A 25,029-nucleotide genomic window follows, 5' to 3' on the forward strand; every position below is an offset into this window, starting at 1 on the left:
GCTTATAGGATGCTCGAAGAATTACGCCAACGCCTCCAGGCGCTTGAGCGCCCGCCTGGTCTCGAAGACGATCCAGGCACGGTGCCGCTTGGGATTGAGGGCATCGATCAGGTGCTCGGTGGCGGCCTCACCCGCGGCGCACTGCATGAGATCGCCGCGGCCGGCGAGGCCCATATCCCCTCCGCCGCCGGCTTTGCCGCGGGAGTGGCGGCGCTCTCGTGCGCCCCATCTCGCTTTCTGAAAGCGGGGAGAGATCACAAAGGCGCCGTCTGGATCGCCGAGGACATGGCGCTCGCCGAGAGCGGCTCGCTCCACGGTCCCGGTCTCATCGATGTCGGCCTCGCCCCTGAGCGGCTGGTCATGGTCGCGGCCGGACACCGGCGCGATCTGTTATGGGCCATGGAAGAAGCCCTGCGCTGCCGTTCGATCGGCGTGGTGATCGGCGAATTGCGCGGTGGCGCGCTCGACACCATGGCGGTGCGGCGCCTGTCGCTCGCTGCGGCCGAAAGCGGCGCCCTCGCCGTGCTGCTGCGCGCGATGCCTGCAAGCGACGCCTCCACCGCCGCCACCCGCTGGATTATCGGCGCGGCTCCCTCGGCGCCGAACGCTTACGGCCTCGGTACCCCCTGCTTTGCCGCCCAACTCGTGCGCAACCGCCGTGGTCCCGCCGGCACCTGGATCATCGAATGGAGTGAAAGCGATGCACGCTTCATCCCCGCAACGCATGCTCAGCCTGTGGCTCAACCGGTTCCTCACCGACCGCATCGCAAGATCGCGTGAGAGCTCTTTATCCCTCCCCCTCCAGGGGAAGGATAAAGAAGTCGTCGTCGCCGGCAAACGCGGCACTGCCGATGTGCTGGTGGCGGTCGACGCGGCGGCGGAAAGCTTGGGGCTTTCGCCCGGCCTTGGCCTTGCGCAGGCGCGCGCCATGCATCCGGCGATCGATGTCGTGCCGGAGGATGCCGAAGCCGATGCGGCGCTGCTCGAGAAGATCGCCGACTGGTGCCTGCGCTATACGCCGCTCGTCGCCTGCGACGGCCGCGACGGCCTGCTGCTCGACATTGGCGGCTGTGCGCATCTTTACGGCGGTGAGGACGCGCTCGTCGCCGATCTGAGCACGCGGTTGGAAGCGGCGGGCTTTGCCTTTTCCATCGCCATTGCCGGCACCATCGGCGCCGCCTGGGCCGCCGCGCGCTTCGGCAATCCCGGCCGCTATGCCGGCGGCGAGGAACGCACGCTCTTGTCGCCGCTGCCCCTTTTGGCGCTGCGCATCACGCCGGCAACCGCGGCTTCGCTCGCGCGCGTCGGCTTGAAGCGCATCGGCGACATCATCGACCTGCCGCGCGCACCGCTCACCGCCCGCTTCGGCGCCGATCTCATGCGGCAACTCGACCGCGCTTTGGGGCGCGAGCACGAACCCCTGACGCCGCGTTTGCCGGTCGCGCCTTACGTCGCCGAGCAGCGTTTTGCCGAACCGATCGCGCGTGAAGAGGATGTGCTGGCGGTGACCGAGCGGCTCGCCGCGCGACTCCAAACCGCATTGGAACGGCGCGGCGACGGCGCCCGGCGCCTCGAGCTCACGCTGTTTCGCACCGACGGCGCCGTGCGCCGCATCGCCGCCGGCACGTCACGCCCTTTACGCGATCCGCAAGAGATCCGCGCCTTGTTCGTCGAGCGACTGGCCGCGCTCGCCGATGCCTTCGATCCCGGTTTCGGTTTCGACATGGCGCGGCTGGCGGTGCTGACAGCCGAGCAATGCCCGCCGGAACAGATCGGCATCGGCGGCGCCAGCGATGCCGCCGAGATTGGCCGAATGGTCGATCACTTAAGCGCGCGGCTCGGCAGCGGCCGCGTGCGGCGTCTCATCGCGCGGGACAGTCATATTCCCGAACTCGCGGCAGTGGCAGCGCCGGCGCAGGCTGTCCGGGATGACGATGGCTGGGCGACCTTCCGCCGTCATCGCGCCGATGCCGATCTGGCGCCACGTCCGTTGCGATTGTTGGCGCAGCCCGAGCCGATTGAGGCGATCGCGGAGGTACCGGACGGGCCGCCGCTGCGTTTCGTCTGGCGCCGCGCACATCATCAGATCGTCGCCGCCGAAGGTCCCGAACGCATTGAAGGCGTCTGGTGGAGCGAACACGGCGGGCATCGTTCAGGAAATCCCGCACGCGACTACTTCCGCGTCGAGGACAAGAATGGGCTGCGCTTCTGGCTGTTTCGCGCCGGCCTTTATCGCGAACTGATGCCCGGCATGCCGGCACCGGCCTGGTATGTGCACGGCACGTGCGCGTAACTCTTTTACCCTCTCCCCCTGTGGGAGAGGGTGACGAGCAGCGTTAGCTGCGAGCCGGGTGGGGGAAATGACGATCGAGCAAGCGCCCTCACCCCGCAGGCTTCGGCCGCGACGCTCTCCCACGAGGGCAGAGGGTTAGTCGGCGCGAGAGAGTACCAAGTTCATGCGTTATCTCGAATTCGCCGTCGCCTCGAACTTCTCTTTCCTGCGCGGCGCCTCGCATCCTGAAGAGCTGATGATGCAGGCAACGCATGCCGGGCTCACCGGTCTTGGCCTATGCGATCGCAACACCGTCGCCGGCGTCGTACGCGCGCATCTGGCCAAGCGCGAGCATAATCTGCCATTGCGCTATCATCCGGGCACGCGGCTCGTCTTTACCGATGGCACGCCCGACATCCTCGTCTATCCGAAGAACCGCGCCGGCTGGGGGCGGCTCACGCGGCTGCTCACGATCGGCAATCTGCGCGGCAAGAAGGGCGAATGCATTCTCACGCGCGAGGATTTGATCGCGCATGCGTTTGGAATCGAACTGGTGGTGATGACGACGTCGACGTCTGAGGCGCTCTCTCAGTTGCCGCCCCCTCCCCCATCGCAAGCTTGGCTTGGCCGACTTGCGCACGAAAATTCGCAACCCGGGCAGGCACTCAAGGGAACTCTCTCCACTTTCCGCTCCATCGCTCCCGGCCGGGTGCGGCTGGCAGCTTCGATGCTCTATCGTGGACGCGATCGGGCGCGCCTTGCGCATCTCAAGGACATCGCGCGCGAGGCCAAGGTGCCGCTGATCGCGATCAACGATGTGCACTTCCATCATCCCGAACGGCGCCAGCTTGCCGACGTACTCATCTGCATCCGCGAGAAGGTCACCATCGACAGCGCCGGCCGCAAACTCGCCGTCAATGCCGAACGCTTCCTGAAGCCGCCGGCGGAAATGGCGCGGCTGTTCCGCGACGCCCCGGAAGCCATCGAGGAAACCCTCGCGCTGAGCGAAGCACTCGGCTTCTCGCTCGACGAACTGAAATACGAATATCCCGACGAGCGTGTGGATGGTTTCGCTTCGCCACAGGAAGCGCTCGAGCATCTTGCCTTTGAAGGCGCGGCCCGGCGTTATCCCAACGGCATCGACGACGCGGTCCGCCAGACGCTTGCCCACGAATTCGCGCTCATCGCCCAGCGTCGATATGCGCCCTACTTCCTCACCGTCTACGAGATCGTTCGCTATGCACGTTCGCAAGGCATCCTCTGCCAGGGCCGCGGCTCGGCCGCCAACTCGACGGTTTGTTATTGCCTCGGCATCACCGAGGTCGATCCGGTACGCGGCGGCCTGCTGTTCGAGCGCTTCATCTCCACCGAGCGCGACGAGCCGCCCGACATCGACGTCGACTTCGAGCACGAGCGGCGCGAGGAAGTCATCCAGTACATCTACGAGAAATACGGCCGCGACCATGCCGGCATCGCCGCCACCGTCATCTCCTACCGCGGCCGTTCGGCGATCCGTGAGGTCGGCAAGGCCTTCGGCCTGAGCGAGGACATGATCGGCGCGCTGTCGTCGTCGATCTGGGGCGGCGGTGGCGGTGACGTGTCGCAGGACGCGGTCAAGCGGACCGGCCTCGATCCGACCAGCCCGCGGATGCGGCAAGTCCTCGATCTCGCCCGCGAGATCAACGGCTTCCCACGCCATCTGTCGCAGCATGTCGGTGGCTTCGTCATCACCCGCAGCCGGCTCGACGAGGTCATGCCGATCGGCAATGCGGCGATGGACAAGCGCACCTTCGTCGAATGGGACAAGGACGATCTCGACGCGCTCGGCATTCTCAAAATCGATGTTCTCGGCCTCGGCATGCTGTCGTGCCTGCGCAAGGCATTCGATCTGGCCGTCAAACACTATCCGAAAGCACTGCCACAAACGCGGCTCGCGCCTCTCCTGCCCTCTCCCGCCAGGGAAGAGAATGCAACGACAGCCGTCGATCTTTCAGTCATCCCGCCCGAAGATCCCGCCGTCTACCGCATGCTCAGCCGCGCCGACTCGCTCGGCGTGTTCCAGGTGGAAAGCCGCGCGCAGATGACCATGCTGCCACGCCTGCGGCCGAAGACTTTCTACGACCTCGTCATCGAAGTGGCGATCGTCCGCCCCGGCCCGATCCAGGGCAACATGGTGCATCCTTATCTGCGCCGGCGGCAGGGACTGGAGAAGCCCGACTACCCCAAGCCGGCTTATGGCGAGGCCAACGAGCTCGAATCGATCCTCCAGAAGACCCTGGGCGTGCCGCTGTTCCAGGAGCAGGCGATGAAGATCGCCATCGTCGCCGGCGGCTTCACGCCCGGCGAGGCCGACAAGCTGCGGCGCGCCATGGCAACGTTCAAACGCACCGGCACCATCGGCACCTTCCGCGACAAGATGGTGAACGGCATGCTGGCGAAAGGCTATGCGCGCGACTTCGCCGAACGCTGCTTCGGCCAGATCGAAGGCTTCGGCGAATACGGCTTTCCGGAAAGCCATGCGGCGAGCTTCGCCATCCTGGTTTATGCCTCGGCCTGGCTGAAGTGCCATTATCCCGATGTGTTCGCCGCGGCGCTGCTCAACGCGCAGCCGATGGGCTTCTACGCGCCGTCGCAAATCGTGCGCGACGCGCGCGAGCACGGCGTTACGGTGCTGCCGCCCGACGTGAACCATTCGGCATGGGATTCGACGCTGGAGCCCGCGCCGCTCGCCACGCCGCACGATATGCACCGCGACATGCATGGCGATATCCGCACCACGCACGCCATCCGCCTGGGCCTGCGCGAGATCAAGGGCATGAGCGAGGAGGATGCCAAATTGATCGCCGCGCGGCGCGGTGGGTCTTACGACTCGGTACGCGACCTGTGGCTGCGCACCGGCCTGCCGACGCGCGTCCTGGAGCGGCTCGCCGATGCCGATGCCTTCGGTTCGCTCGGCCTCACGCGGCGCGATGCGCTGTGGGCCGCCAAGGCGCTCGGCCGCGTCGGCGATGGCGACGACGATCTGCCATTGTTCATCCGCAGGCCGCGCCACTCCGCTGTCATGCCCCGCACAAGCGAACCCGACGTTGCCTTGCCCCCCATGCCGATCGGCGAAGAGGTCGTGAACGACTACCGCTTCCTGCGCCTGTCGCTGCGCGCGCACCCGGCGCAGTTCCTGCGCGAGGACCTCGGCCGCCGCGGCATCCTGCGCAACGAAGCGCTGCGCACCATCGCCTCCGGCGCGCGCGTGCAGATCTCCGGCCTCGTCACCTGCCGGCAGCGGCCAGGCTCGGCCAACGGCGTGGTGTTCATGACCATCGAAGACGAAAGCGCGGTGGCCAACGCCATCGTGTGGCCGAAGGTCTTCGAGCGCGTGCGGCCCATCGTGCTCGGCGCGCGTTACGTCGCGATCCGCGGCCGCGTGCAGTCGGAATCGGGCGTCATCCACGTGGTCGCGGAAGAGCTCGAGGATCTGACGCCGTGGCTCGCGAGACTTGCCGAACACGGTGCCGACATCGACGGCCTCGCGCGCTGCGACGAGGTGCGGCGCCCGATCGAAGAGATGCGCGAGGCCCGCGCGAATGCCGGCCGCGATAGTCGGCTGGCGCGGCTCATCCGCGAAATGCCGGAACTAGCGGCCGATCTCGGCGTGCATGCGCGCGGTTCCGCGCATGCGCCCGCCCGCAAAGCGCGCTGATCTACATCGGCGGCGCGACGTCGCGCCCGACGATGATGCGCGCCGCGGCCCAGTTGCCGTCGGCCTGATGCGTCGCCCCCGGAATGACAACCTGGGCGCCCGACTTGAGATCGCCGTTATTGCCGGCGACGAGACTGACCACCTTGGTCTCCGGCGTCACCTCGACGGTCTTTTCACTGTCGCCATACTTCAACGTCAGGGCCGTGCCGCTCGTCTTGGCGACGCTGCCGCCCACCGTGCTCGGCCCCGCCGCCGCGCCATTGCCCATCGCACTGACCGTGCCGTTGGTCATGGTGCTCTTCGGCCGATAATCGTAAGCGCGATCGCCCTCGCCGGTGCCGCGCATTGCACTCGGGAAGATGTGCACTTCGGCCGCCTTCCAGCCGCCACCCTGTGCCGGCTCGGCCGTAGCACCAACGAAATCGCCCGCCTTGACGTCCGCGAGCGAGGCCTTCACCACGGCGCTGATCTTGGCATCGATGAGCTTGACCTTCAGCGTTTCGCCGCTGCGCGACTTCACGGTCAACAGCGGCCCGTCCACCTGCTCAATCGTGCCACGCACGATGGAAGGCTTGACCTGCGCGAACGCCGGGACAAGGGCAAACGCAAAAATCGCACCGGCCACCGCCGGCAGAGACCGCATCATAGCTATTCCTTTCAACACTCTGTTGCGTCGCCCCGCAAACCACATCGGTGCTTCCCGATGCTTTATCGCGAACACATATAGCTACATCGCCGGGACGATACCGCGACCGACGTATAACGTTTTCGCGATCACGGAGCCGTCCGGCTGCTTGTCGCCACCCATAACGATGACCGCGGTGCCCGGCTTCAGCTCGCTCTTGTCGCCGACGGCCACGGCGGTGATGACGGTTGCCGGCGTGACGGCGATCTTCGCCTCGCCGTCCTTGTATTTGACGGTGAGCGACTCGCCGTCTTTCGCCTCGACCTTGCTCTCGACATAGGCATTGGTCATCGTGCTGCCGGGACGTGCGTCCCACGGCCCATGCCGGTCCGGCACCACGCCGCGCTGCGCCGGCAAAAAGATGTGGATCGAAAAAGCCTCGATGCTGCCGTCTGGCCGCGGCATGCCGGCGACACCGACGAAAGTATCGTTCTTGATATCGGCCAGCGAGGCCTTCACCAGCGCCGAAACGCGCGCATCGTCGGCCAGCTTGACGTTCACCGTCGCACCGCGCCGGTCCTTGACCTGGAGCGTTGTGCCGTCGGTCTTCTCGATCTCGCCGCGGATGCGTGTCGGCTGCTGCGCCGACGCGGCCGTCATCATGAGAACGGCTATCGCAAGACCAAAAGCAGATCGAATCCCCGTGACCTTCCGCATGGGTTCCTCCTGAAGGCGCTGAAGACTGCGCCCGGACGAACCCCTGCCGCGGCTACATATTCCCCTGCGACTTGGCCGGTTTCGTCTTCACTTTTTCTTGCTTGGCCGCCGGGAGCTTCTCTTGCACCTTTTCGCGCAAGTCGGCCTCGACCAAGGCTCTGAGTTCCGCCGTCACTTCCGGCTTCACGCCGAACCAAAGCTCGAACCCACGCACGGCCTGATGCAGCAACATGCCGAGGCCGTCCGCGGTGCGCAGTCCGCGCTCGCGCGCGGTCGCCAGCAGCTTGGTCACCAAAGGGCTGTAGACGAGATCGGTGACCACCAACGACGGCGGGCAGCGCAAATTGATCTCCAGCGGCGGCTGGCCAACCATGCCAAGGGAGGTGGTGTTGACCAGAAGTCCGGCACTGCCAAGCAGCCCCGTGATTTCGTCCCAAGCCGCCGGCTTCACCCGCGCCCCGAATTGCTTCTGCAATATTTTGGCGCGTTCGATGGTGCGGTTGACCACATAGACACGCTGCACGTCGCGGGCCAGCAAGGCGAACACCACGGCGCGCGCGCCGCCCCCGGCGCCCAGCACCACGGCATTCTCGAGGCCCCGGTCCCAACCCGGCGTCGCGCTGTCGAGGTTCGCCAGAAAACCCTCAACGTCGGTATTGGTCGAACGCAGCGTGCCGTCGGCATCCCAGAGCGTGTTCGCCGCGCCGACAGCGCGGGCGCGCTCGTCCGGCTGCGTCAGGGCGAGCGCCGCTTCCTTGTGCGGCACGGTGACATTCGCGCCGACATACCCATGATCGCGCAGGTTCTTCACGAAGTCGCCGAATGCGTCGGGCGCCACTTCCTCGCGCCGGTATTCGGCGTCGAGGCCGTGCTGCTTGATCCAATAGTTATGGATCAGCGGCGAGCGCGAATGCGCGACAGGCCAGCCGATGATACACGCGCGCTTCGTCATTGTTCGGCGACAACCTCGTTACGCAAAATTCCAATCTCCGGACATTCGACTTCGATCGTATCGCCCGGCTTCAGCCAGACCGGCGGATCGCTCTTCACGAGCTTCACCGGGGTGCCGGACACGATGATGTCTCCCGGCTTCAACGTCATGAAGGTCGAGACATAGGCAATGAGGTCCGCGAACGACTTGATCATGTTGCCGGTGTTGTCGTCCTGCACGACCGCGCCGTTGACGCGGACCGTGAGATGCAACGGCTTGGTGAGGTCGACTTCGTCGCTGGTGACGATCCAGGGGCCGATGCTGCCGGTCGCGTCCCAGTTCTTGCCTTGCGTCACATTGAACTTGCCATGGCGCAGCCAGTCGCGAATGGTTCCTTCGTTACACAAGGTGACGCCGACGACGTGATCGAGCGCGGTCTCGGGCGCGATCCGGCGTCCCACCTTGCCGATAACGATCGCGATCTCGCCTTCGTAATCGAGCTGCTCCGATTCGACTGGACGCACGATCGGCTGCCGATGGCCGACAAGCGAATCCGGCGCGCGATAGAACATGCTCGGATATTTCGGAATCTCCTGGTCGCCGTAATCGGCATTGCGATTGAGGTAATTGATGCCGATGCAGAGGATCTTCTCCGGCGCCAGGAGCGGCGGCAGCATTTCCACTTCGCTCAACCGGTAATCCGCCCGCACGCCTTCGGCGGCGGCACGCGCATTGTCGAGCGCGCCGTCGCGCAGCAGATCGAGCGCGGTTTCGTAGCGCGTTCCGAGCCGCAGCTTGAGATCGACCACACCGTCGCCGACCACCGCGCCATAGCTCTCGCGCCCCCTCACCCTGTAGCTTGCCAATTTCATCGGCTGTCCAGACTTTGACCGGCCACGGGCCGCTTGGAGAAAGTTACGGTTCGGCGATATGCTTAGCAGACCTGCGGCAGCGATCTAGTCCGCAGCCCGGGGAGCCGTCAACGCCGGAGGGCGCATGCCGCATATCATCGCCGAGTATTCGGCCAATCTGGAAGATTGTCTCGACGTCCAAGGACTTGTGGATGATTTGCACCGGGCGGCCATCGAGGCCCAAGTGGCGGAACTCGCGGCCATCCGCAGCCGTGCCGCGCGGCGCTTACATTGTCGCGTCGCCGACGGCAACCCCGCCAATGGTTTCGTTCACATTGTGGCGCGTCTGCGCGTCGGGCGCAGCGAGGAGCAGCGCAAGAACCTCGGACAACTGCTATTCGATGCCGCCGACAAACGGCTTGCTGAAGTATATAAAGCGCATCCTCTCGGCCTGACCGTCGAGATCCATGAGATCGATCATCTCACCTTCCGCCGCAACACGTTACGCGAACGCGCAGAGAACGTCGCTTAAGGTATCATGAAATCCATTTTCATCGATTGTAACGATCAGCTTGCGCCTGTTTGGGCCAAGGTCATCCGCCCCGACGATCCGGCGATCACCGTCCACCACACCGACCGCGTGGGCGACGAGTTGCCCCAGGTGATCGGCGACAACGAAATCGCGCTCGACGATCACTCTTATATGCCGACCTCCTTGGTCGCGCAGTGCCCGCGCCTCAAGCATATCGTCTTTCTCGGCACGGGCGCGGCGAGCTACATGAACATTGCCGAGCTGAAAGAGCGCGGCATAGCCGTCCACACGATCAAGGGCTATGGCGACACGGCGGTGGCCGAACACACCATCGCCCTGATGTTCGCCGCGGCCCGCGATGTGGCGCGCATGGACCGCGACGTGCGCGCGGGCGCCTGGACACCGCGCGAGGGCATGCAGCTTCTCGGCAAGACGCTCGGTGTCATCGGTATCGGCGGCATCGGCGGCGAGGTCGTGCGCATGGCCAAAGGCCTTGGCATGAACGTGATCGCCTACAACCGCACGCCACGCGCGGACACGCCCTGCCCGCTGGTCGATCTCGACACGCTGCTGGCAGAGTCCGACGTGGTCTCGCTCAATCTCGTGCTCAACGACGAGACGCGCGGCTTCCTCTCGCACGAGCGCATCGCGCGCATGAAGCCCGGCGCGCTTCTGGTCAACACCGCCCGCGGCGCGCTGGTCGACGAGCAGGCGCTGATCGACGCGCTCAAGAGCGGCGACATCCGCCATGCCGGCCTCGATGTTTTCCACAACGAGCCGCTCAAGGCGGACCACCCGCTGGCGCAATTGCCCAATGTGACATTGACGGCGCACGCCGCCTTCCGCACCGCCGAGGCCTCGATGACATTGCTGCGGCGGGCCATCGATATCGTGAAAACGATCGGGACCTAGCGACGCATTGCGCAGGCCCCGTTTCCCAGCCACAATGAACGTAACGAATAAAGGGGGAAACAGGTGAAGCCGGCGCCATTCGCGTATCATAAGGCGCGGTCGCTCGACGACGCTTTGGCCCACCTCGCCGCCCACAAGGATGCGCGGCTGCTGGCCGGTGGGCAGAGCCTCATCGCGACCCTCAACATGCGGCTGTCGGCGCCCACCCTGCTCGTCGACATCAACGGCATCGCCGGGCTCGACCGCATCGAGGTGAAAGGCGATGCCATCGAGATCGGCGCGCTGGTGCGCCACGCGCAGGCCGAACGATCCGATGTCATTGCCAAGCATGTCCCGCTGATCGCCCGCGCGATGCCGCATATCGCGCATCCCGCCATTCGCAACCGCGGCACGCTCGGCGGCTCGATCGCCTTTGCCGATCCGGCGGCGGAGCTGCCGGCCTGTCTTTTGGCGCTCGGCGGCGCGATCGTTGCGAGCGGCCCGAACGGCACAAGGGCGATCAAGGCCGACGATTTCTTCAAGGGCCTGTTCGAGACGGCGTTGTCGCCCGATGAGATTGTGACCGCGCTGCGCGTTCCGATGGCCAGGCCCGACAGCCGTATCGGCTTTGCCGAATTGGCGCGCCGCCACGGGGATTACGCGATCGTTGGACTTGCCGCGACCGCACGCACGACGGGCGAGAAACTTGCGGACGTCCGGCTCGCTTACTTCGGCGTCGGCGACACGCCGGTTCGCGCGCGCAAGGCGGAAACCGCGTTGGCGGAGGGCAACATCGACGACGCCGTCGGCGCGCTTGACCTCTCGCCGCACGACGATGTGCAGGCTACCGCCGCGACCAAGAAGCATCTGGCCGGCGTCTTGCTCCGGCGCGTGGCCAAGCAATTGATGGAGGCGGTTCATGCCTGAGCACAGCTTCGACATATCGCTCTCGGTGAATGGCGAAGCCGTAGCCGAGCGTGTCGATGCGCGCACGACCTTGGTCGACTTCCTGCGTGAGGCGTTGGGCCTCACCGGCAGCCATGTCGGCTGCGAGCATGGCGTCTGCGGCGCCTGCACCGTGCGCATGAACGGTGAGATCGTGCGCGGCTGCCTGACGCTCGCGGTGCAATGCGACGGCGCGACCGTGGAGACCATCGAAGGGCTCTCTGACTCCGGCGAGGTGGCCGATCTGCAGCGCGCGTTCGAGCAGCGCAACGCCTTGCAATGCGGCTTCTGCACCCCGGGCATGGTGGCGACGGCGCAGGACCTGCTCGCGCGTGGCGGCGTGCCGAGCCGCGCGGAAATCCGCGAGCACATCTCCGGCAATTACTGCCGCTGCACCGGCTATCATGCCATCGTCGACGCCGTCGAGGCGGTCGCCAAGCAACGCGCGGGGGCTGCGGAATGAAGATCGTCGACGACTCGCCACCCGTGCTGACCGCGCTCGATCGGCCGAACTCCTATATCGGCCGTTCCGTGCCGCGGCCGAACCTGCAGCGCCTGACGCAAGGCCGCGGCCAGTATGTCAGCGACATCATGCTGCCGCGCATGGGGCATGTCGCCTTCGTGCGGTCGCCGCACGCCCATGCCCGCATCGTCGGTATCGCCACCGACGCCGCGAAAAAGGCGCCGGGCGTGATCGCGGTCGTCACCGGCGCCGAACTCGCCGAGGTGATGACACCCTGGGTCGGCGTGCTGACGCATCTCAAGGGCCTGAAATCGGCGCCGCAGCACGCCATCGCCGTCGACCGCGCCTGTTGGCGCGGCGAAGCCGTCTGCGCCGTTGTAGCCACCACCCGCGCCCGCGCCGAGGATGCCGCGGAGCTGGTCGAGGTGACGTACGAAGAACTGCCCGCGGTCGTCGATCCGGAAACGGCGCTCGATCCGAAGACGCCGTTAATCCATCAAAGCCTCGGCGACAACCTGTGTTTCGAACGCAGGCTCGACGCCGGAGAGGTCGACAAAGCCTTCGCCGAAGCCGATGCCGTGGTGGAAACGACCTTCCGCACCGGCCGCCATACCGGGGTCACCAATGAGCCGCGCTCCATCGTCGCCGACTGGAACGAGGGCGAACAACGCCTGACCGTCTATCAGGGCACGCAGGCGCCGCACATGATGCAAGACCTGTTCGCCAAGCATCTCGGGCTCACTTACGCGCAGGTGCGCGTCCTGACCAAGGACGTCGGCGGCTCGTTCGGCATCAAGGTACACACTTACGCCGACGAAATGGCCGCGGTGGCGCTGTCGAAGCTGCTCAAGCGGCCCGTCAAGTTCGTCGCCGACCGCATCGAGAGCTTCGTCACCGACATTCACGCGCGCGACCATCGAATCAAGGCCAAGATCGGCGTCAAGAACGACGGCACCATCACCGCCTTCGAGATCGACGACCTGACCGGCATCGGCCCCTATTCGGTTTATCCGCGCACATCGGGTATCGAGGCGAACCAAGTGGTAAACCTCGTCGGTGGACCCTACAAATGCCCAAACTACCGTGCACAGACGCGTGTCGTCTTCACCAACAAAAACGTCATGTGCCAATACAGGGCCGTCGGCCATCCTGTTGCCGTGGCGGTGACCGAAGGTCTGGTCGAACTCGCGGCCGCCAAGATCGGCATGGATCCCCTGGAACTGCGCCGTCGCAATCTCATTCCAGATGACGCCTATCCAACTCAGTCCGCCTCCGGCCTGAAGTTCGAATTGCTGTCGCATCATGAGGCGCTGGCACATCTCGACAGCATGATGAATTATGCCGGCTTGCGCGCGGAGCAGAAGCGCTTGCGCGCGCAAGGGATCTATCGCGGCATCGGCTTTGCTTCATTCATCGAGGTGACCAACCCTTCCGCCGCGTTCTACGGCGTTGGCGGCGCGCGCATCACCTCGCAGGACGGCGCCACGGTGAAGCTCGATGCGCAGGGCGCGGTCGTGATTCAGTCCGGCGTCACCGAGCAGGGCCAGGGCACCGAGGCCGTGCTCGCGCAGTGCGTCGCTTCGTCGTTTGGCATCGCGATCGACAAAGTGCGCGTGATTATCGGCGATACCGACAATACGCCCTATGGCGGCGGCACGTGGGCCTCGCGCGCCGCCGGCATTGGCGGCGAAGCGGCATGGCAGGCGGGCAAAGCGCTGCGCGACAATGTGCTCGCAGTCGCGGGCGCGATGCTGCAGGCGAAGCCGGGCGATCTCGACATCCGCAATGGTGTCGTCGTCGACAAAGGGACCGGCAATGAACGTCTGCCGCTCGAAGAGTTGGCGCGAGTCGCTTACTTCCGGCCTGACACCCTGCCGGCCGGCGTCCAGGCCGAACTCATGGTAACGCGGCATTATGTGCCGCGCGGCTGGCCGTTCGCCTTCACCAACGGCATCCAGGCGAGCTATCTCGAGGTCGATATCGATACCGGCTTCGTCAAGCTGCTCGACCACTGGTGCGTCGAGGATTGCGGCACCATCATCAATCCGCAGCTCGTCAACGAACAGATCCGCGGCGGTGTCGTGCAGGGCATCGGCGCGGCCCTTTACGAGCAATGTCTTTATGACGAACGCGGCCAGATGCTCAACGGCAACATGGCGGACTATCTCGTGCCGATGGCAACCGAGATGCCCGATATCCAATGCGGCCATGTCGTTTCGCCCACGGCCGATTCCGAACTCGGCGCCAAGGGCGCGGGTGAAGCCGGCACGGCCGGCGCCCCCGCTTGCATCATGAACGCCATCAACGACGCCCTCCGTCCCCTCGCCGCGGAGCCGCTCACGGATATGCCATTCACGCCGGACAAGATTTTGCAGGCGCTCGGGAAGGTATGAACTGTTATCCCTCCCCGGTTGCGGGGAGGGATAAGAAGATCAGAACTTGATCATATCGCTGCGCGTCCGCCGTGAACAGCACCGCGCCGTTCGACGCGGTACCGACCGTGATCACGGTATTGACGCCTTTGTCCTTGAGTATCTTCTCAAGGTCGGTGCGAACGAACTTGTCGGGGCCCGACAACACGCTCGGCTCGCCCGGCAGCGGCGCAACGTCCTTCAACACGTCAGCGGCCGTCGTATTCGCGATCACCGTGTAAACCACCGGCATCTTGGCCGCGCGGGCGCGCTCCAGCAGCTTCTTCATGGCCGGCAGCGTGGCCAGACATCGCTCGTTCTTCCCGCAGTTGGCCGGCATGAAATCGAGCATGAGAAGCGCAGTGGTCTTCGGGTCCACTGTCACAGGCTTGAGTGCGGGCGGCGCCGGCGCCGGAATGCTGGACCATTGATCGACAATGTTCGCGTGAGCAGCGGTGCCCAACAGTACGCCAGCGGCCACGGCCAACAGTTTGCACTTCATGAAACTTCTCCCTGAACCATGAGGCGGTTCGTCACAGCGATGATAGCCAAGTCGCACGAAAGCAGTACCCCCGCTTGATGAAACACCGGCGGCCCGCCAAAATTGCCTCGAGCGAGCCCTTGCACACGGCCGCGACAACGAAAACACACGAGGAAACGCTGCATGAACATCAAGGTCGGCAGACAGGCGATCGAAGAAGCCTCCAAAAAGCTCTCCAACTGGGGCCGCTGGGGTAAAGACGACCATATCGGCACCCTGAACCACGTCACCCCGGAGGATATCGTCAAGGCTGCCAGCCTGATCCGCACCGGCAAAGTGTTCGCGCTCGGTATCCCGCTCGACAGAACGGGGCCGCAGACCGGTCTGTTTGGTGGCCGTTTCAACCCGATCCACCAGATGCTGGCTACCGGCACGGATGCGATCGCCGGCCAGCAGGACTGGAACAAGATCCGTTATGCGGACGACACAATAATGCTCTGCGTCCAAGGCGCGACTCATTGGGATGCGCTCGGCCACATTTTCTATGAGGACAAGGCCTATAACGGCCACGACGCCAAGCTGATCGATGCCCGTGGCTTGTCGGTGCTCGGCATCGAGCACTCGAAGAACAAGATGATCGGCCGCGGCGTGTTGCTCGACATCGCGCGCTTTCGAAAGGTGAAATGGATGCAGGACGGCGAGAGCATCTCGAACGATGAGCTCGACAAATGCGCCAAGCAACAGAACGTCGAGATCCGCAAAGGCGACTTCGTCATCGTCCGCACCGGTCAGATGGAGCGATGCCTCGCCGAAGGCGAGTGGGGCGGCTATGCGGGCGGCGACGCGCCGGGCGTCAAATTCGAAAACTGCTACTGGTCGCAAGATAAGCAGATCGCCGCGATCTGCACCGATACCTGGGGCGTCGAAGTACGACCGAACGAGACCACCGAAGCGAACCAACCCTGGCACTGGGTAGTGATCCCAGCTATGGGCCTGTGCATGGGCGAGATCTTCTATCTGAAGGAGCTTGCCGAGGACTGCGAGCAGGACGGCGTCTACGAGTTCTTCTTCTGCGGTCCGCCGCTGATCATCACCGGCGGCACCGGCTCGCCGATCAACCCGCAGGCAATCAAGTAGCGACTCTTATCCCTCCCCCGCTTGCGGGGGAGGGTGGCGAGCCTTAAGCGCGTTTACGCGTGTCTTGAACGCGCTATGGCGAGCCGGGTGCGGCACTTTAACAGCTCACCGACCCCACCCGGCTGCTCGCTGCAGCTCGCAGCCACCGTCCCCTTTCAGGGAAGGATTAAGAAAGCAAAGGAGATCTTCCCATGGCCCGCTATCTCAAGCGTGGAATGGATGCCACCGCGATCAAGGCAGCGGACGCCAAGGTGCGCGAAACGGTCGAGACCATCCTCGCGCAGGTGGAGGAAAAGAAAGACGCGGCCATTCGCGACCTGTCCGAGAAATTCGACAGCTGGTCGCCGCAGAGCTTCCGCCTGAGCGAGCAGGATATCGAGCACGCAATCGCGCAAGTGCCCAGGCGCGACCTCGACGACATCAGATTCGCGCAGGCGCAGGTCCGCAACTTCGCGCAGAAGCAGCGCGACACCATGCTCGACCTTGAAGTGGAAACATTGCCGGGCGTCGTGCTCGGCCACAAGCACATCCCGGTCAACGCCATTGGCTGCTATGTGCCGGGCGGGCGCTATCCGATGGTCGCCTCCGCACATATGTCGATCGTCACCGCCAAGGTCGCCGGCGTGAAGCGCATCATCGCCTGTGCGCCGCCGTTCAAGGGCGGGCCGCATCCGGCCATCGTCGCCGCGATGCATTTCGGCGGCGCCGACGAGATCTACGTGCTCGGCGGCGTACAGGCCGTCGCCGCGATGGCGCTCGGCACCGAGACCGTCCAGCCGGTCGATATGATCGTCGGCCCCGGCAACGCTTACGTGGCGGAAGCCAAACGCCAACTTTTCGGCCGCGTCGGCATCGACCTTCTCGCGGGGCCGACGGAAACACTGGTCATCGCCGATGACAGTGTCGACGGCGAAATCTGCGCCACCGACCTGCTCGGCCAAGCCGAGCATGGCCCGACCTCCCCCGCCGTGCTGCTGACCAATTCCGAAAAGCTCGCGCGCGATACCATGAGCGAAGTCGAACGGCTGCTGTCGATCCTGCCGACGGCCGACGCGGCCGGCCAGGCCTGGAAGGACTACGGCGAGGTCATCGTCTGCGACAGTCAGGATGAAATGGTGCGCGAGGCCGACCGCATCGCCTCCGAGCACGTGCAGGTGATGACGCGCGACCCCGACTACTTCCTCGCCAATATGAAGAACTACGGCGCGCTGTTTCTGGGGCCGCGCACCAACGTCGCCTATGGCGACAAGGTGATCGGCACCAATCACACCCTGCCGACCAAGAAGAACGCGCGGTTCACCGGCGGCCTGTGGGTCGGTAAGTTCATGAAGACCTGCACCTATCAAAAGGTGCTGACCGACGAAGCGAGCGCCATGATCGGGGAGTACTGCTCGCGGCTCTGCATCCTGGAAGGTTTCGTCGGCCATGCCGAACAGGCCAACATTCGCGTGCGCCGCTACGGCGGACGCAATGTGCCCTACGGACAGGCGGCGGAGTGATGCGAGTGCCGCCTGCAGCGCGCAAGTCCCCTCCCCAACCCTCCCCCATAAGGGGGGAGGGAGCAGGCAGCGGCCAGTGGCGGGTCATCGCGCTCGCGACCACTACGCTCGTCTTGCTCGGTTTGGGTTCAAGCACACACGCCGCCGAAGTGCGCGATCTGATCAAGGAATGCGCCTTCTGCCACGGCGACGCCGGGGTGGCGAAGGACAAAGACGTGCCGCATCTCGCCGGCCAGCAGCGGGACTATCTCTACAACCAACTGCAAGCTTTCCACTCCGGCAAGCGGCCGCACAAGGAGATGCGTTACATGAGCCGGCATATGACCGAGCAGGAAATGCGCGCCATCGCCGACTATTACGCCAGCCTGCCGCCGCGCTGAGGTTTTCATGGAGCTGACCCGCACGCCCTCCTTCCGCCTCGACGGCCGCCGGGCTCTGGTGACCGGCGCCGGCCGCGGCATTGGACTCGCCGCCGCGAGCGCTTTGGCCGACGCCGGCGCGCATGTCACGCTCGCCTCACGCACGACCGGAGAAATCGAGCAAGCGGCCGAGGCGATCCGTGCGCGCGGGCAACAGGCCGACATATTGACGCTCGACGTGCGCGACATCGACGCCGTGAAGCAGGCGATCGCCGCGCGGGCGCCATTCGATATCCTCGTCAACAATGCCGGCACCAACAAGCCGGCGCCGTTCGTCGACGTGAAGGTCGAGGATTTCGATTTCGTATTCTCGCTCAATGTGCGCGCCGCCTATTTCGTCGCGCAGGCGGTGGCGCGTAAGCTCGTCGAAGCGGGCAAGCCCGGCGCAATCATCAATATGTCGTCGCAGATGGGACACGTGGGTGGACCGACGCGCACCGTGTACTGCGCCACCAAGCATGCGATGGAAGGCTTCACCAAAGCGATGGCGATCGACCTCGCGCCGCATAAGATCCGCGTCAACAGCATCGCCCCGACCTTCATCGAGACGCCGATGACCCGGCCATTCTTCCAGAACCAGGCTTTCCGCGAGGACACGCTCAAGCGCATCAAGCTCGGCCGCCTTGGCCAGCTCGAGGACCTGACCGGCGCCATCGTGTTCCTGGCGAGCGATGCCGCCGCGTTGATGACGGGAGCATCGCTGGTCGTGGATGGCGGCTGGACAGCGGAGTAGCCCCTCGGACCGCGCCAAGACCGCCCTCATCCTGAGGAGCGGTCGAAGTCCGCGTGTCTCGAGGGACGAGGGCGGCCCATCCTTCGAGACGCCTTCCTGCGCTTCGCGTCGGCAGGCTCCGCAGGATGAGGCTGAGGCTAGAACAACTTCCTCAACACCTGTGGGTTGAAGCAGCTCACCGGCGGCGTGCCGTCGATCAGTGCGATGGTGTTGTCGACCACGACATGCGCCATCGTCTCACGCAGCTCAAGGACGCCGCTGCCGAGGTGCGGCGTCAACACCACGTTCGGCATGGCAACCAGCTCAGGCGCCACCCTGGGCTCGAACTCGTAGACGTCGAGGCCCGCGCCGGCGATCTCCTTGGCCTGGAGCGCCCGTACCAATGCGGCCTCCTCGATCACGGGCCCGCGTGCGGTGTTGATGATGAAGGCCGTCTTCTTCATCAGCGCAAACTGGGCGTCGCTCATCAGATGCCGCGTCTCTGGCGAGAGTTGCGGATGCAGCGAGATGAAATCGGCCTCACGCAACACGTCCTCGAAAGACATGTGCCGCGCCTCGCATTTCGCCTCCTCTTCGGCCGGCAACCGGCGCGGATCGCAATAAATAATGTTCATGCCGAAGCCGCGCCCGCGACGGGCAACGGCTTGGCCAATGCGGCCGAATCCGACAAGGCCGAGCGTCTTGCCGCTCACGGCATAGCCGGCAAGATGGTTGGATTGCGAGCCCGGATAGACCCCCTGCCGAAACAGTTTGTCGCCGAGCGCGATATTGCGCGCGGCGGCAAGCAGCAGCCCAAACGCGATATCGGCCGTGGCGTCGGTGACCATCGCCGTGATGTTGGTTACCGGAATGCCGAGTTCCGTCGCGGCCGCAAGGTCGATGTTGTCCTGGGTGATGTTCATCGAAGACACGGCCTTGAGATCTGGATTGGCCGTGAGAACCTCGCGATCGACGACGTCGTGCAGGCGCGGCATCAGAATATCGGCGCGCCTGACCCCGTCGATAAGCCGGTCCTTCGGGATGATCTTGCTCGAGTCCTCGTTGACCTCGACGTCGGCGCGCGCGCGCAGACGCGCGAGCGCGCTCTCGGCGATCGGTTGCGTGACGAAAACGCGGGGACGACTCATCGCTTGAGCGCTGCGTTGACTTTGGGAAGGACCTTCTCGGCCAAAAGGATCATCGAGCGCCGGCCGAGGTCGCGATCTTTCCAATCTTTGCCGGCATAAAGCAAGGTGCCGAAGTCGCCGACTGCTTCACGATACTTGAGAAGCTCGTCGGCCACCTTCTCCGGTGTTCCGTAGGTGATGAGCTGATCGCATACGTAATCGAGCGTCACCTCATCGTCGGGCTGATCGCGATGACTCTTGAACAGCTCGATGCGACCGTTCATTTTCAACTTGGTGAAAAGCTGGCTGTAATAATAGCGATACGGTCCCTTCGGATCGGTCGCGTAGGCCTTGGCTGTCTTCTCATCGTCGGCGACAAAGATTGATCGCGCCACGCGCCAATTGGCCGGATCTGCCGGACGCCCGGCCCGCTCACAGCCCTCGACGTATTTCGGCCAATGGCTCTTCACCCATTGCGGCATGAGGAAATTGGCTGAGATCGGATCCCAGCCGCGCGCGGCGGCCTCCGTCACGCCCTTCGAAAACGGCGCCACCGCGGTGACGACGATCGGCGGATGCGGCCGCTGCAGCGGTTTGCCGACATAGCCTTGGCCGAGTTCGGGGATGAACTGCCGTTCGACGCTGATGTTCCAGAATTTGCCTTTGAGATTATAGGGCGGCTCGCTGGTCCAGATTGCGAGCACCTGATTGATCGCCTCCAAGAACATGGCATTGCGGTCGGCGCCGAGATTACCGAAGATCTCCGCGTCTGAGAGCAGGCCGCCGGGGCTGATGCCGAAGATGAAGCGACCGTCCAGCATGTGATCGAGCATCGCGATCTGCCCCGCCACCGCGGCGGGATGGCTGTTCGGCATGTTGATGGTGCCGGTGCCGAGTTTGATGCGCTTGGTCGTATCGACCAGACTCGCGATGAACATCGCACAAGAGGTGATGTTCTCGGCGCGATCGGTGACGTGCTCACCGCAATAGCCCTCGACGAAGCCGAGTTCATCGGCCAGCACGAAAGCCTCACGATCCTCCCGCAAGGACTGCCGCCAGTCCTTGTCGAGCGGATGGATCGGCATAGTGAAGAAGCCGAGTTTCACGCCTGTGCTCCTTGGGTATGGGTCTTGGAGACCGCCTCTTTGAGCCCAAGCTACCGCCGTGGCGGCGGCAGATAAAATAATATAATCTTGGCGCCCGGATTATCTTTTTTAATACTGTCATTCCGAGTGCGGGCGCCGACGTGGAGCGGCCTCGCCCCGGCCGGGTTGGGTGAAGACCGATGTCCAAAATGTCGTTGCGCCAGATCCGCGCCGTCATCGCTGTGTGCGAGGAAGGCTCCTTCACGCGCGCGGCGGCGCGTGAAAACGCGACGCAGTCCGGCATCTCGCAACACGTGGCGATGGTCGAGCGCACCCTCAAGACCAAGCTGTTTGAACGCGCTGCCGGCAGAGTGACACCGACGCCCGCTGGCCTCCGCTACTACAAGCGCTGCGTGGAGGCGGTCGGCGCGCTGGACCAGGCCGCGGAGGAAGCGCGCGCCCTCGCTGGCCAGGTCACCGGCGATCTGCGCATTGGCCTGATGCCAACCTTCACCCGCGCTGTGCTGGCGCCGGTCCTCGATGACTTTGTGCCGCGCTATCCGGATGTGCGCTTGCATATTGTGGAGGGCTACAGCGCCGTGCTGACGCAGATGGTGCTCGAAGACGCGCTCGACTTCGCCGTCGTACCGGCATTCGAAGGCACGATCGGCTTGAAGTCACGCCTTCTGGTGCGTGACCGAGAAATGCTGGTGTCCGGCAAGCGCAGCGGTATGACCCCGCTCTCGCCCGTGCGTCTGGCCAAGTGCAAACCGCTCAAGTTGGTCGTGCCCGGTCCCGGCAATATACGGCGGCGCAATCTCGAGACTTACTTCCAGAGCAACGGCGTCGAAGTCGCTGCGATGCTCGAACTCGATGCCATGATCGGCACATTGGAATTCGTTGCCCGGTCTGACTGGATGGCCGTGCTGCCGAGCCTCATCTCGGTCAACGACATTGGTGGCGGCGAGCTAATCGTCAATCCGATCGTCAGCCCTTCTTTGTACGCTGACTTCGTGGTGATCCAGCCGACGCGCCGAACGCTGTCTACCCAGGCGCAACTGTTCTTAGACCGGTTCGAGAAGCAGTTGGAACACATCCAGACGGTCTGGGATCGCGCGATCGGCCGGCTAAACCCTCCTCGGCGCCGCCGCACATAGCAGGCATGTGCCCGGCGTCGATCCTCTCCCAAGAACCGTGATTGCCGTCTTTTCTTAGTTCCCGGCTCGGAACTTCGGAGGCTGAGCTCAGTTGAACAGGGCAAAGGACCCAGCCATGAGCGCTGCCTCTCCAACCTCCGCCGGCACGCCAGACAACCATCAGATCTATCGCGTAGCGCTCGCCAGTATTATTGGCTCCGTCATCGAGCAATACGACTACCTCATCACCGGCATCATCGCCGCCACGGTGTGGGGTAACGTCTTTTTCAAACTGCCGGGCCTCGCCGCGGTCGCCGCGGCGATCGGCGTTTACGGCTTCGGCATAATCATCAGGCCGATCGGCGCCTTCATCTTCGGACATATCGCTGACCGGAACGGCCGCAAGAACGCGCTGGTTTATGCGCTGGTAATGATGGGCCTCAGCACGCTCGCAATCGGCCTGACGCCGACCTACGACAGCATCGGAATCACCGCGCCTGTGCTCCTTCTGTTGTTTCGGTTTCTGCAGGGTATCAGTTTCGGTGCGGAATTCGGCACAGCCTCAACCTGGGTCGTTGAGCAGGCAGCGCATTCCAAGTACCGTGCGTTCTGGGGTGCCTGGGTCGGCTTCGCGATACCGATCGGGCTTTTGCTCGGCTTCGGCTCTGTCATTGCCGTCCGCTCGTTGATGTCGCCCGAAGCGTTCAACGGCTGGGGCTGGCGCATCTTCTTTGTTGTCGGCTTCCTGGTGGCGATCGTCGGATTGATCATTCGCACGCGCACCACGGATAGCTTCGTGTTCGAACGCCACAAATCGAAAGCCGCCGTGCTCTCATCTCCCGCACGCCAGGTCTGGCGCGAGATGCCGGGCACCATCCTGCGAACCTCGCTCGTCAATGCGATGTTCAGCGGCGCCTTCTTTCTCTATTTTGTGTTCGGCACCGGCTATATGAAGGCTGCGGGCTTCAAGGGTACAACGCCCGAACTGATCGGCCTCATCGCGGCTGCGTTCATGTTGCTATTCATGATCGTCGGCTCGCTCCTCGCCGACCGGCTCAATCGCCGCACGGTGCTTCTGGTCTCGTCCGCCGTGTTGTTCGTCTTCGCGATCCCGTACTTTTCGTTCGTGAATACCGGCAACTTCCTGCTGGCCACCGTTGCCGAAGTCATCGGTTTTGGTTTCGTTTTCGGCTTCGGCTATGGGGCAATCCCAACCTTCTACACCGAGAACTTTCCGACGCAGTATCGCGCGTCGGGCGCCAGCGCCGCTTATCAACTGTCGCAGGTCTATGGCGGGGGCCTGATCCCGATCATCGCCGGCCTATTCCTCAACGCCTACGGCATCCAGCACGCCTACTATTATATCGGCGCGCTGGTGATGCTCTACGCGGCACTGGCCGCCTACGCGATCATCGTGACACCGGAGACCAAGGGCTCCGATCTCGAAGGGGCAATCCAGACACGCTGAGCGCGCCTACACGCTTTGCGGCGCGCCAGGCTGCTTCAGCGGATGCGCCCGCACGAACGCGTCGATTGTGAACAGTTCGTCGACAATGCGTTTCACGGTCGGATATGGCGCCAGGTCACGCTTGAAGTACGAAGCGCCCACCGCCTGCCCGGCGAGGCATATATCGGCGACGGTCACCTGGTCGCCCTGGCAATAGCGCCCCGTCTGCGGCGAATTGAGATGTGCCTCCAGTGCGACGAGCGATTGGGTGTGCCAGTGGTGCCCCCAATTCAACACGCCAGCTTCGTCGATCTTGTACTCATCGGCAAGAAATTCGCGCACGCGCGGCACGATCAACGGATGCGTATCGCAGGCACAAATCTGCGCCAGGGCCCGCGCGCGGGCGCGTGCTTTCGGCTCTTTCGGCAAGAGCGGCGGGTTCGGATGCGTCTCGTCGAGATACTCGAGAATGGCAAGCGACTCGAACAGCACGGTGCCGTCGTCCTCGACCAAGGCGGGGATAGCCATCATCGGGTTGACTTTCCGGAAGGCGTCGCCGCGCTGATCACCCTTGACGAGGTTGATCTCGACAATCTCGTCGGGCGCGATGCCCTTGAGATTGAGCGCGATGCGGACACGGAAGGTGGCCAGCGACCGCCAGAAGGAAAAGAGTTTCATTTTGAACGCTCCTATGCCCGTGGCATCGATCCGTCACCCTCACGCGCCCGCACGTCGGTGACGGGCCTCACCGCCCCCGATCCGCCCAATACACCGCCATGCGCGAGCCGTCTTGACCGCTATTGCCTTGTTGTACGGCGTCCTCAAAACCGGACAGCGCCGCCTTGGTCGCGCGCATGTCGGCGCCGAACGCCTCGCCGGTTTCCACCATGGTGCGCAGATCCTTCACCCCATTGGCAATGGAGAAAGTCGTCGCGCCCGGGTCCCGGCCCTCCAACATGGTGACGATCATGTCGGCACGCATCTTCAGCGCGTTGTTGGCACCGTTGCTCTCGACGAACAGATCGAGCAGGCGCTTGGGCTCCCAACCGACGGTACGCGCGATGGCGAAGGCCTCGCCATAGGCCTGCCACGCCACCATCAGCGGCAGGTTGATCGCGAGCTTCATCGCAGCGCCGCTGCCGACAGGACCGCAATGTTCCACTCGCCGGCAAAGCTGTTCCATGATCGGTTTCGCCCGCGCCGCGTCCGCCGGCTCACCACCCATCAAGCCGAGCAGCTTGCCTTGCCGCGCCGGAGCAGTGGACCCTCCGACCGGACATTCGACGAAGGCCGCGCCGGCACCACGTACCTTGGCAGCGAGATCAATCGACACTTTCGGCGGCACCGTGCTCATGTCGATGAAAAGCTTGTCCTTCACGTTGCCGGACAGCAGCCCACCCGGGCCCTCATAAACGGCATCAAGCGCCGGTCCGTCGGTAAGCATGGTGATCACCGTATCGCAGCCATCGGCGAGCGCGGCCGGGCTGGCCGCCACCGTCGCACCCGCATCCACCAAAGGCTTTGCTTTGTCGTCCGAGCGATTCCATACGCTCACTTGATGGCCGACGTCGATCAGGCGCGCCGCGATCGCGGCGCCCATTGCACCCAGTCCTGCAACACCGATCTTCATGTGTCCTCCCGGCATATTTTC

General features: G+C 64.3%; 22 protein-coding genes and 1 pseudogene. 14 read left to right on the forward strand and 9 right to left on the reverse strand.

Features of this window, described 5'->3' with window-relative positions; all coding sequences use genetic code 11:
* Positions 1 to 9 precede the first annotated feature (9 nt).
* The 3 genes from DW352_RS26780 to DW352_RS12930 all read left to right on the forward strand — a co-directional run bounded on the left by DW352_RS26780 (position 10) and on the right by DW352_RS12930 (position 5,969).
* Entirely contained in the window at positions 10 to 780 is a 771-nt protein-coding gene (locus tag DW352_RS26780; protein ID WP_162826933.1) for an ImuA family protein, read from the forward strand.
* The gene (locus tag DW352_RS12925; RefSeq protein ID WP_115691715.1) at positions 701 to 2,293 is read left to right on the forward strand and encodes a Y-family DNA polymerase; all 1,593 of its coding nucleotides are present in this window, start codon (positions 701 to 703) and stop codon (positions 2,291 to 2,293) included. The genes DW352_RS26780 and DW352_RS12925 overlap by 80 nt, the downstream gene beginning before the upstream one ends.
* A 163-nt stretch (positions 2,294 to 2,456) precedes the next feature.
* On the forward strand, positions 2,457 to 5,969 hold the full coding sequence (locus DW352_RS12930; protein WP_115691716.1) for an error-prone DNA polymerase: 3,513 nt from the start codon (positions 2,457 to 2,459) through the stop codon (positions 5,967 to 5,969).
* 1 nt (position 5,970) lies between these two features.
* Here DW352_RS12930 and DW352_RS12935 read toward each other — a convergent pair whose 3' ends face one another.
* The 4 genes and pseudogenes from DW352_RS12935 to DW352_RS12950 all read right to left on the reverse strand — a co-directional run bounded on the left by DW352_RS12935 (position 5,971) and on the right by DW352_RS12950 (position 9,114).
* On the reverse strand, positions 5,971 to 6,615 hold the full coding sequence (locus tag DW352_RS12935) for a hypothetical protein (protein ID WP_245434429.1): 645 nt from the start codon (positions 6,613 to 6,615) through the stop codon (positions 5,971 to 5,973).
* Between the two features lie 81 nt (positions 6,616 to 6,696).
* The gene (locus DW352_RS12940; RefSeq protein ID WP_245434430.1) at positions 6,697 to 7,257 is read right to left on the reverse strand and encodes a DUF5666 domain-containing protein; all 561 of its coding nucleotides are present in this window, start codon (positions 7,255 to 7,257) and stop codon (positions 6,697 to 6,699) included.
* Between the two features lie 181 nt (positions 7,258 to 7,438).
* Positions 7,439 to 8,263 (reverse strand): annotated as a pseudogene (locus DW352_RS12945) (shikimate dehydrogenase); the annotation flags it as partial.
* Positions 8,260 to 9,114 carry a fumarylacetoacetate hydrolase family protein gene (locus DW352_RS12950; protein WP_115691719.1) on the reverse strand — a complete coding sequence of 285 codons (855 nt, stop codon included), beginning with the start codon at positions 9,112 to 9,114 and terminating at the stop codon, positions 8,260 to 8,262. The gene DW352_RS12950 and the pseudogene DW352_RS12945, both read right to left, overlap by 4 nt.
* Before the next feature lie 124 nt (positions 9,115 to 9,238).
* On the opposite strand from DW352_RS12950, the gene DW352_RS12955 reads away from it, so the two are divergent.
* The 5 genes from DW352_RS12955 (at position 9,239) to DW352_RS12975 (ending at position 14,317) form a co-directional block, all read left to right on the forward strand.
* Positions 9,239 to 9,625, forward strand: coding sequence for a 5-carboxymethyl-2-hydroxymuconate Delta-isomerase (locus DW352_RS12955; RefSeq protein ID WP_115691720.1), 387 nt, complete (start codon positions 9,239 to 9,241; stop codon positions 9,623 to 9,625).
* A gap of 6 nt (positions 9,626 to 9,631) precedes the next feature.
* The gene (locus tag DW352_RS12960; RefSeq protein ID WP_115691721.1) at positions 9,632 to 10,537 is read left to right on the forward strand and encodes an NAD(P)-dependent oxidoreductase; all 906 of its coding nucleotides are present in this window, start codon (positions 9,632 to 9,634) and stop codon (positions 10,535 to 10,537) included.
* Between the two features lie 63 nt (positions 10,538 to 10,600).
* The gene (locus tag DW352_RS12965) at positions 10,601 to 11,443 is read left to right on the forward strand and encodes an FAD binding domain-containing protein (RefSeq protein WP_115691722.1); all 843 of its coding nucleotides are present in this window, start codon (positions 10,601 to 10,603) and stop codon (positions 11,441 to 11,443) included.
* Positions 11,436 to 11,924: a (2Fe-2S)-binding protein gene (locus DW352_RS12970; protein WP_115691723.1), complete on the forward strand. Its 489-nt coding sequence runs from the start codon at positions 11,436 to 11,438 to the stop codon at positions 11,922 to 11,924. Before DW352_RS12965 ends, DW352_RS12970 begins: the two co-directional genes overlap by 8 nt.
* Complete coding sequence (locus DW352_RS12975; protein ID WP_115691724.1) at positions 11,921 to 14,317, forward strand: xanthine dehydrogenase family protein molybdopterin-binding subunit; 2,397 nt, start codon at positions 11,921 to 11,923, stop codon at positions 14,315 to 14,317. The genes DW352_RS12970 and DW352_RS12975 overlap by 4 nt, the downstream gene beginning before the upstream one ends.
* A 4-nt stretch (positions 14,318 to 14,321) precedes the next feature.
* Here DW352_RS12975 and DW352_RS12980 read toward each other — a convergent pair whose 3' ends face one another.
* Positions 14,322 to 14,837, reverse strand: coding sequence for an isochorismatase family protein (locus DW352_RS12980; RefSeq protein WP_162826934.1), 516 nt, complete (start codon positions 14,835 to 14,837; stop codon positions 14,322 to 14,324).
* Between the two features lie 162 nt (positions 14,838 to 14,999).
* Between DW352_RS12980 and DW352_RS12985 the strand changes: the two genes are divergently transcribed.
* The 4 genes from DW352_RS12985 (at position 15,000) to DW352_RS13000 (ending at position 18,604) form a co-directional block, all read left to right on the forward strand.
* The gene (locus DW352_RS12985; protein WP_245434431.1) at positions 15,000 to 15,953 is read left to right on the forward strand and encodes a cyclase family protein; all 954 of its coding nucleotides are present in this window, start codon (positions 15,000 to 15,002) and stop codon (positions 15,951 to 15,953) included.
* Between the two features lie 191 nt (positions 15,954 to 16,144).
* Positions 16,145 to 17,452: a histidinol dehydrogenase gene (gene hisD, locus DW352_RS12990; RefSeq protein ID WP_115691725.1), complete on the forward strand. Its 1,308-nt coding sequence runs from the start codon at positions 16,145 to 16,147 to the stop codon at positions 17,450 to 17,452.
* Positions 17,453 to 17,601: 149 nt separating this feature from the next.
* Positions 17,602 to 17,832: a c-type cytochrome gene (locus tag DW352_RS27355; protein ID WP_245434432.1), complete on the forward strand. Its 231-nt coding sequence runs from the start codon at positions 17,602 to 17,604 to the stop codon at positions 17,830 to 17,832.
* Positions 17,833 to 17,839: 7 nt separating this feature from the next.
* A complete protein-coding gene (locus DW352_RS13000) occupies positions 17,840 to 18,604 on the forward strand; it encodes an SDR family NAD(P)-dependent oxidoreductase (protein WP_115691727.1) in 765 nt (254 codons plus the stop codon).
* 137 nt (positions 18,605 to 18,741) lie between these two features.
* On the opposite strand, the gene DW352_RS13005 is transcribed toward DW352_RS13000, so the two are convergent.
* Together DW352_RS13005 and DW352_RS13010 are read right to left on the reverse strand one after the other, a co-directional pair.
* Positions 18,742 to 19,731 carry a 2-hydroxyacid dehydrogenase gene (locus DW352_RS13005; RefSeq protein ID WP_115691728.1) on the reverse strand — a complete coding sequence of 330 codons (990 nt, stop codon included), beginning with the start codon at positions 19,729 to 19,731 and terminating at the stop codon, positions 18,742 to 18,744.
* Positions 19,728 to 20,816 carry an LLM class flavin-dependent oxidoreductase gene (locus DW352_RS13010; RefSeq protein ID WP_115691729.1) on the reverse strand — a complete coding sequence of 363 codons (1,089 nt, stop codon included), beginning with the start codon at positions 20,814 to 20,816 and terminating at the stop codon, positions 19,728 to 19,730. The genes DW352_RS13005 and DW352_RS13010 overlap by 4 nt, the downstream gene beginning before the upstream one ends.
* 179 nt (positions 20,817 to 20,995) lie before the next feature.
* On the opposite strand from DW352_RS13010, the gene DW352_RS13015 reads away from it, so the two are divergent.
* A complete protein-coding gene (locus DW352_RS13015; protein WP_115691730.1) occupies positions 20,996 to 21,952 on the forward strand; it encodes a LysR family transcriptional regulator in 957 nt (318 codons plus the stop codon).
* 115 nt (positions 21,953 to 22,067) lie between these two features.
* Complete coding sequence (locus tag DW352_RS13020; RefSeq protein WP_115691731.1) at positions 22,068 to 23,399, forward strand: MFS transporter; 1,332 nt, start codon at positions 22,068 to 22,070, stop codon at positions 23,397 to 23,399.
* Between the two features lie 6 nt (positions 23,400 to 23,405).
* On the opposite strand, the gene maiA is transcribed toward DW352_RS13020, so the two are convergent.
* Positions 23,406 to 24,056, reverse strand: a complete 651-nt coding sequence (gene maiA / locus DW352_RS13025; protein WP_115691732.1) for a maleylacetoacetate isomerase — start codon at positions 24,054 to 24,056, stop codon at positions 23,406 to 23,408.
* Positions 24,057 to 24,123: 67 nt separating this feature from the next.
* Positions 24,124 to 25,008 carry an NAD(P)-dependent oxidoreductase gene (locus tag DW352_RS26785; protein ID WP_162826935.1) on the reverse strand — a complete coding sequence of 295 codons (885 nt, stop codon included), beginning with the start codon at positions 25,006 to 25,008 and terminating at the stop codon, positions 24,124 to 24,126.
* Positions 25,009 to 25,029: the final 21 nt, after the last annotated feature.

Source organism: Pseudolabrys taiwanensis (genome assembly GCF_003367395.1).
GTDB classification, from domain to species: Bacteria; Pseudomonadota; Alphaproteobacteria; order Rhizobiales; family Xanthobacteraceae; genus Pseudolabrys; species Pseudolabrys taiwanensis.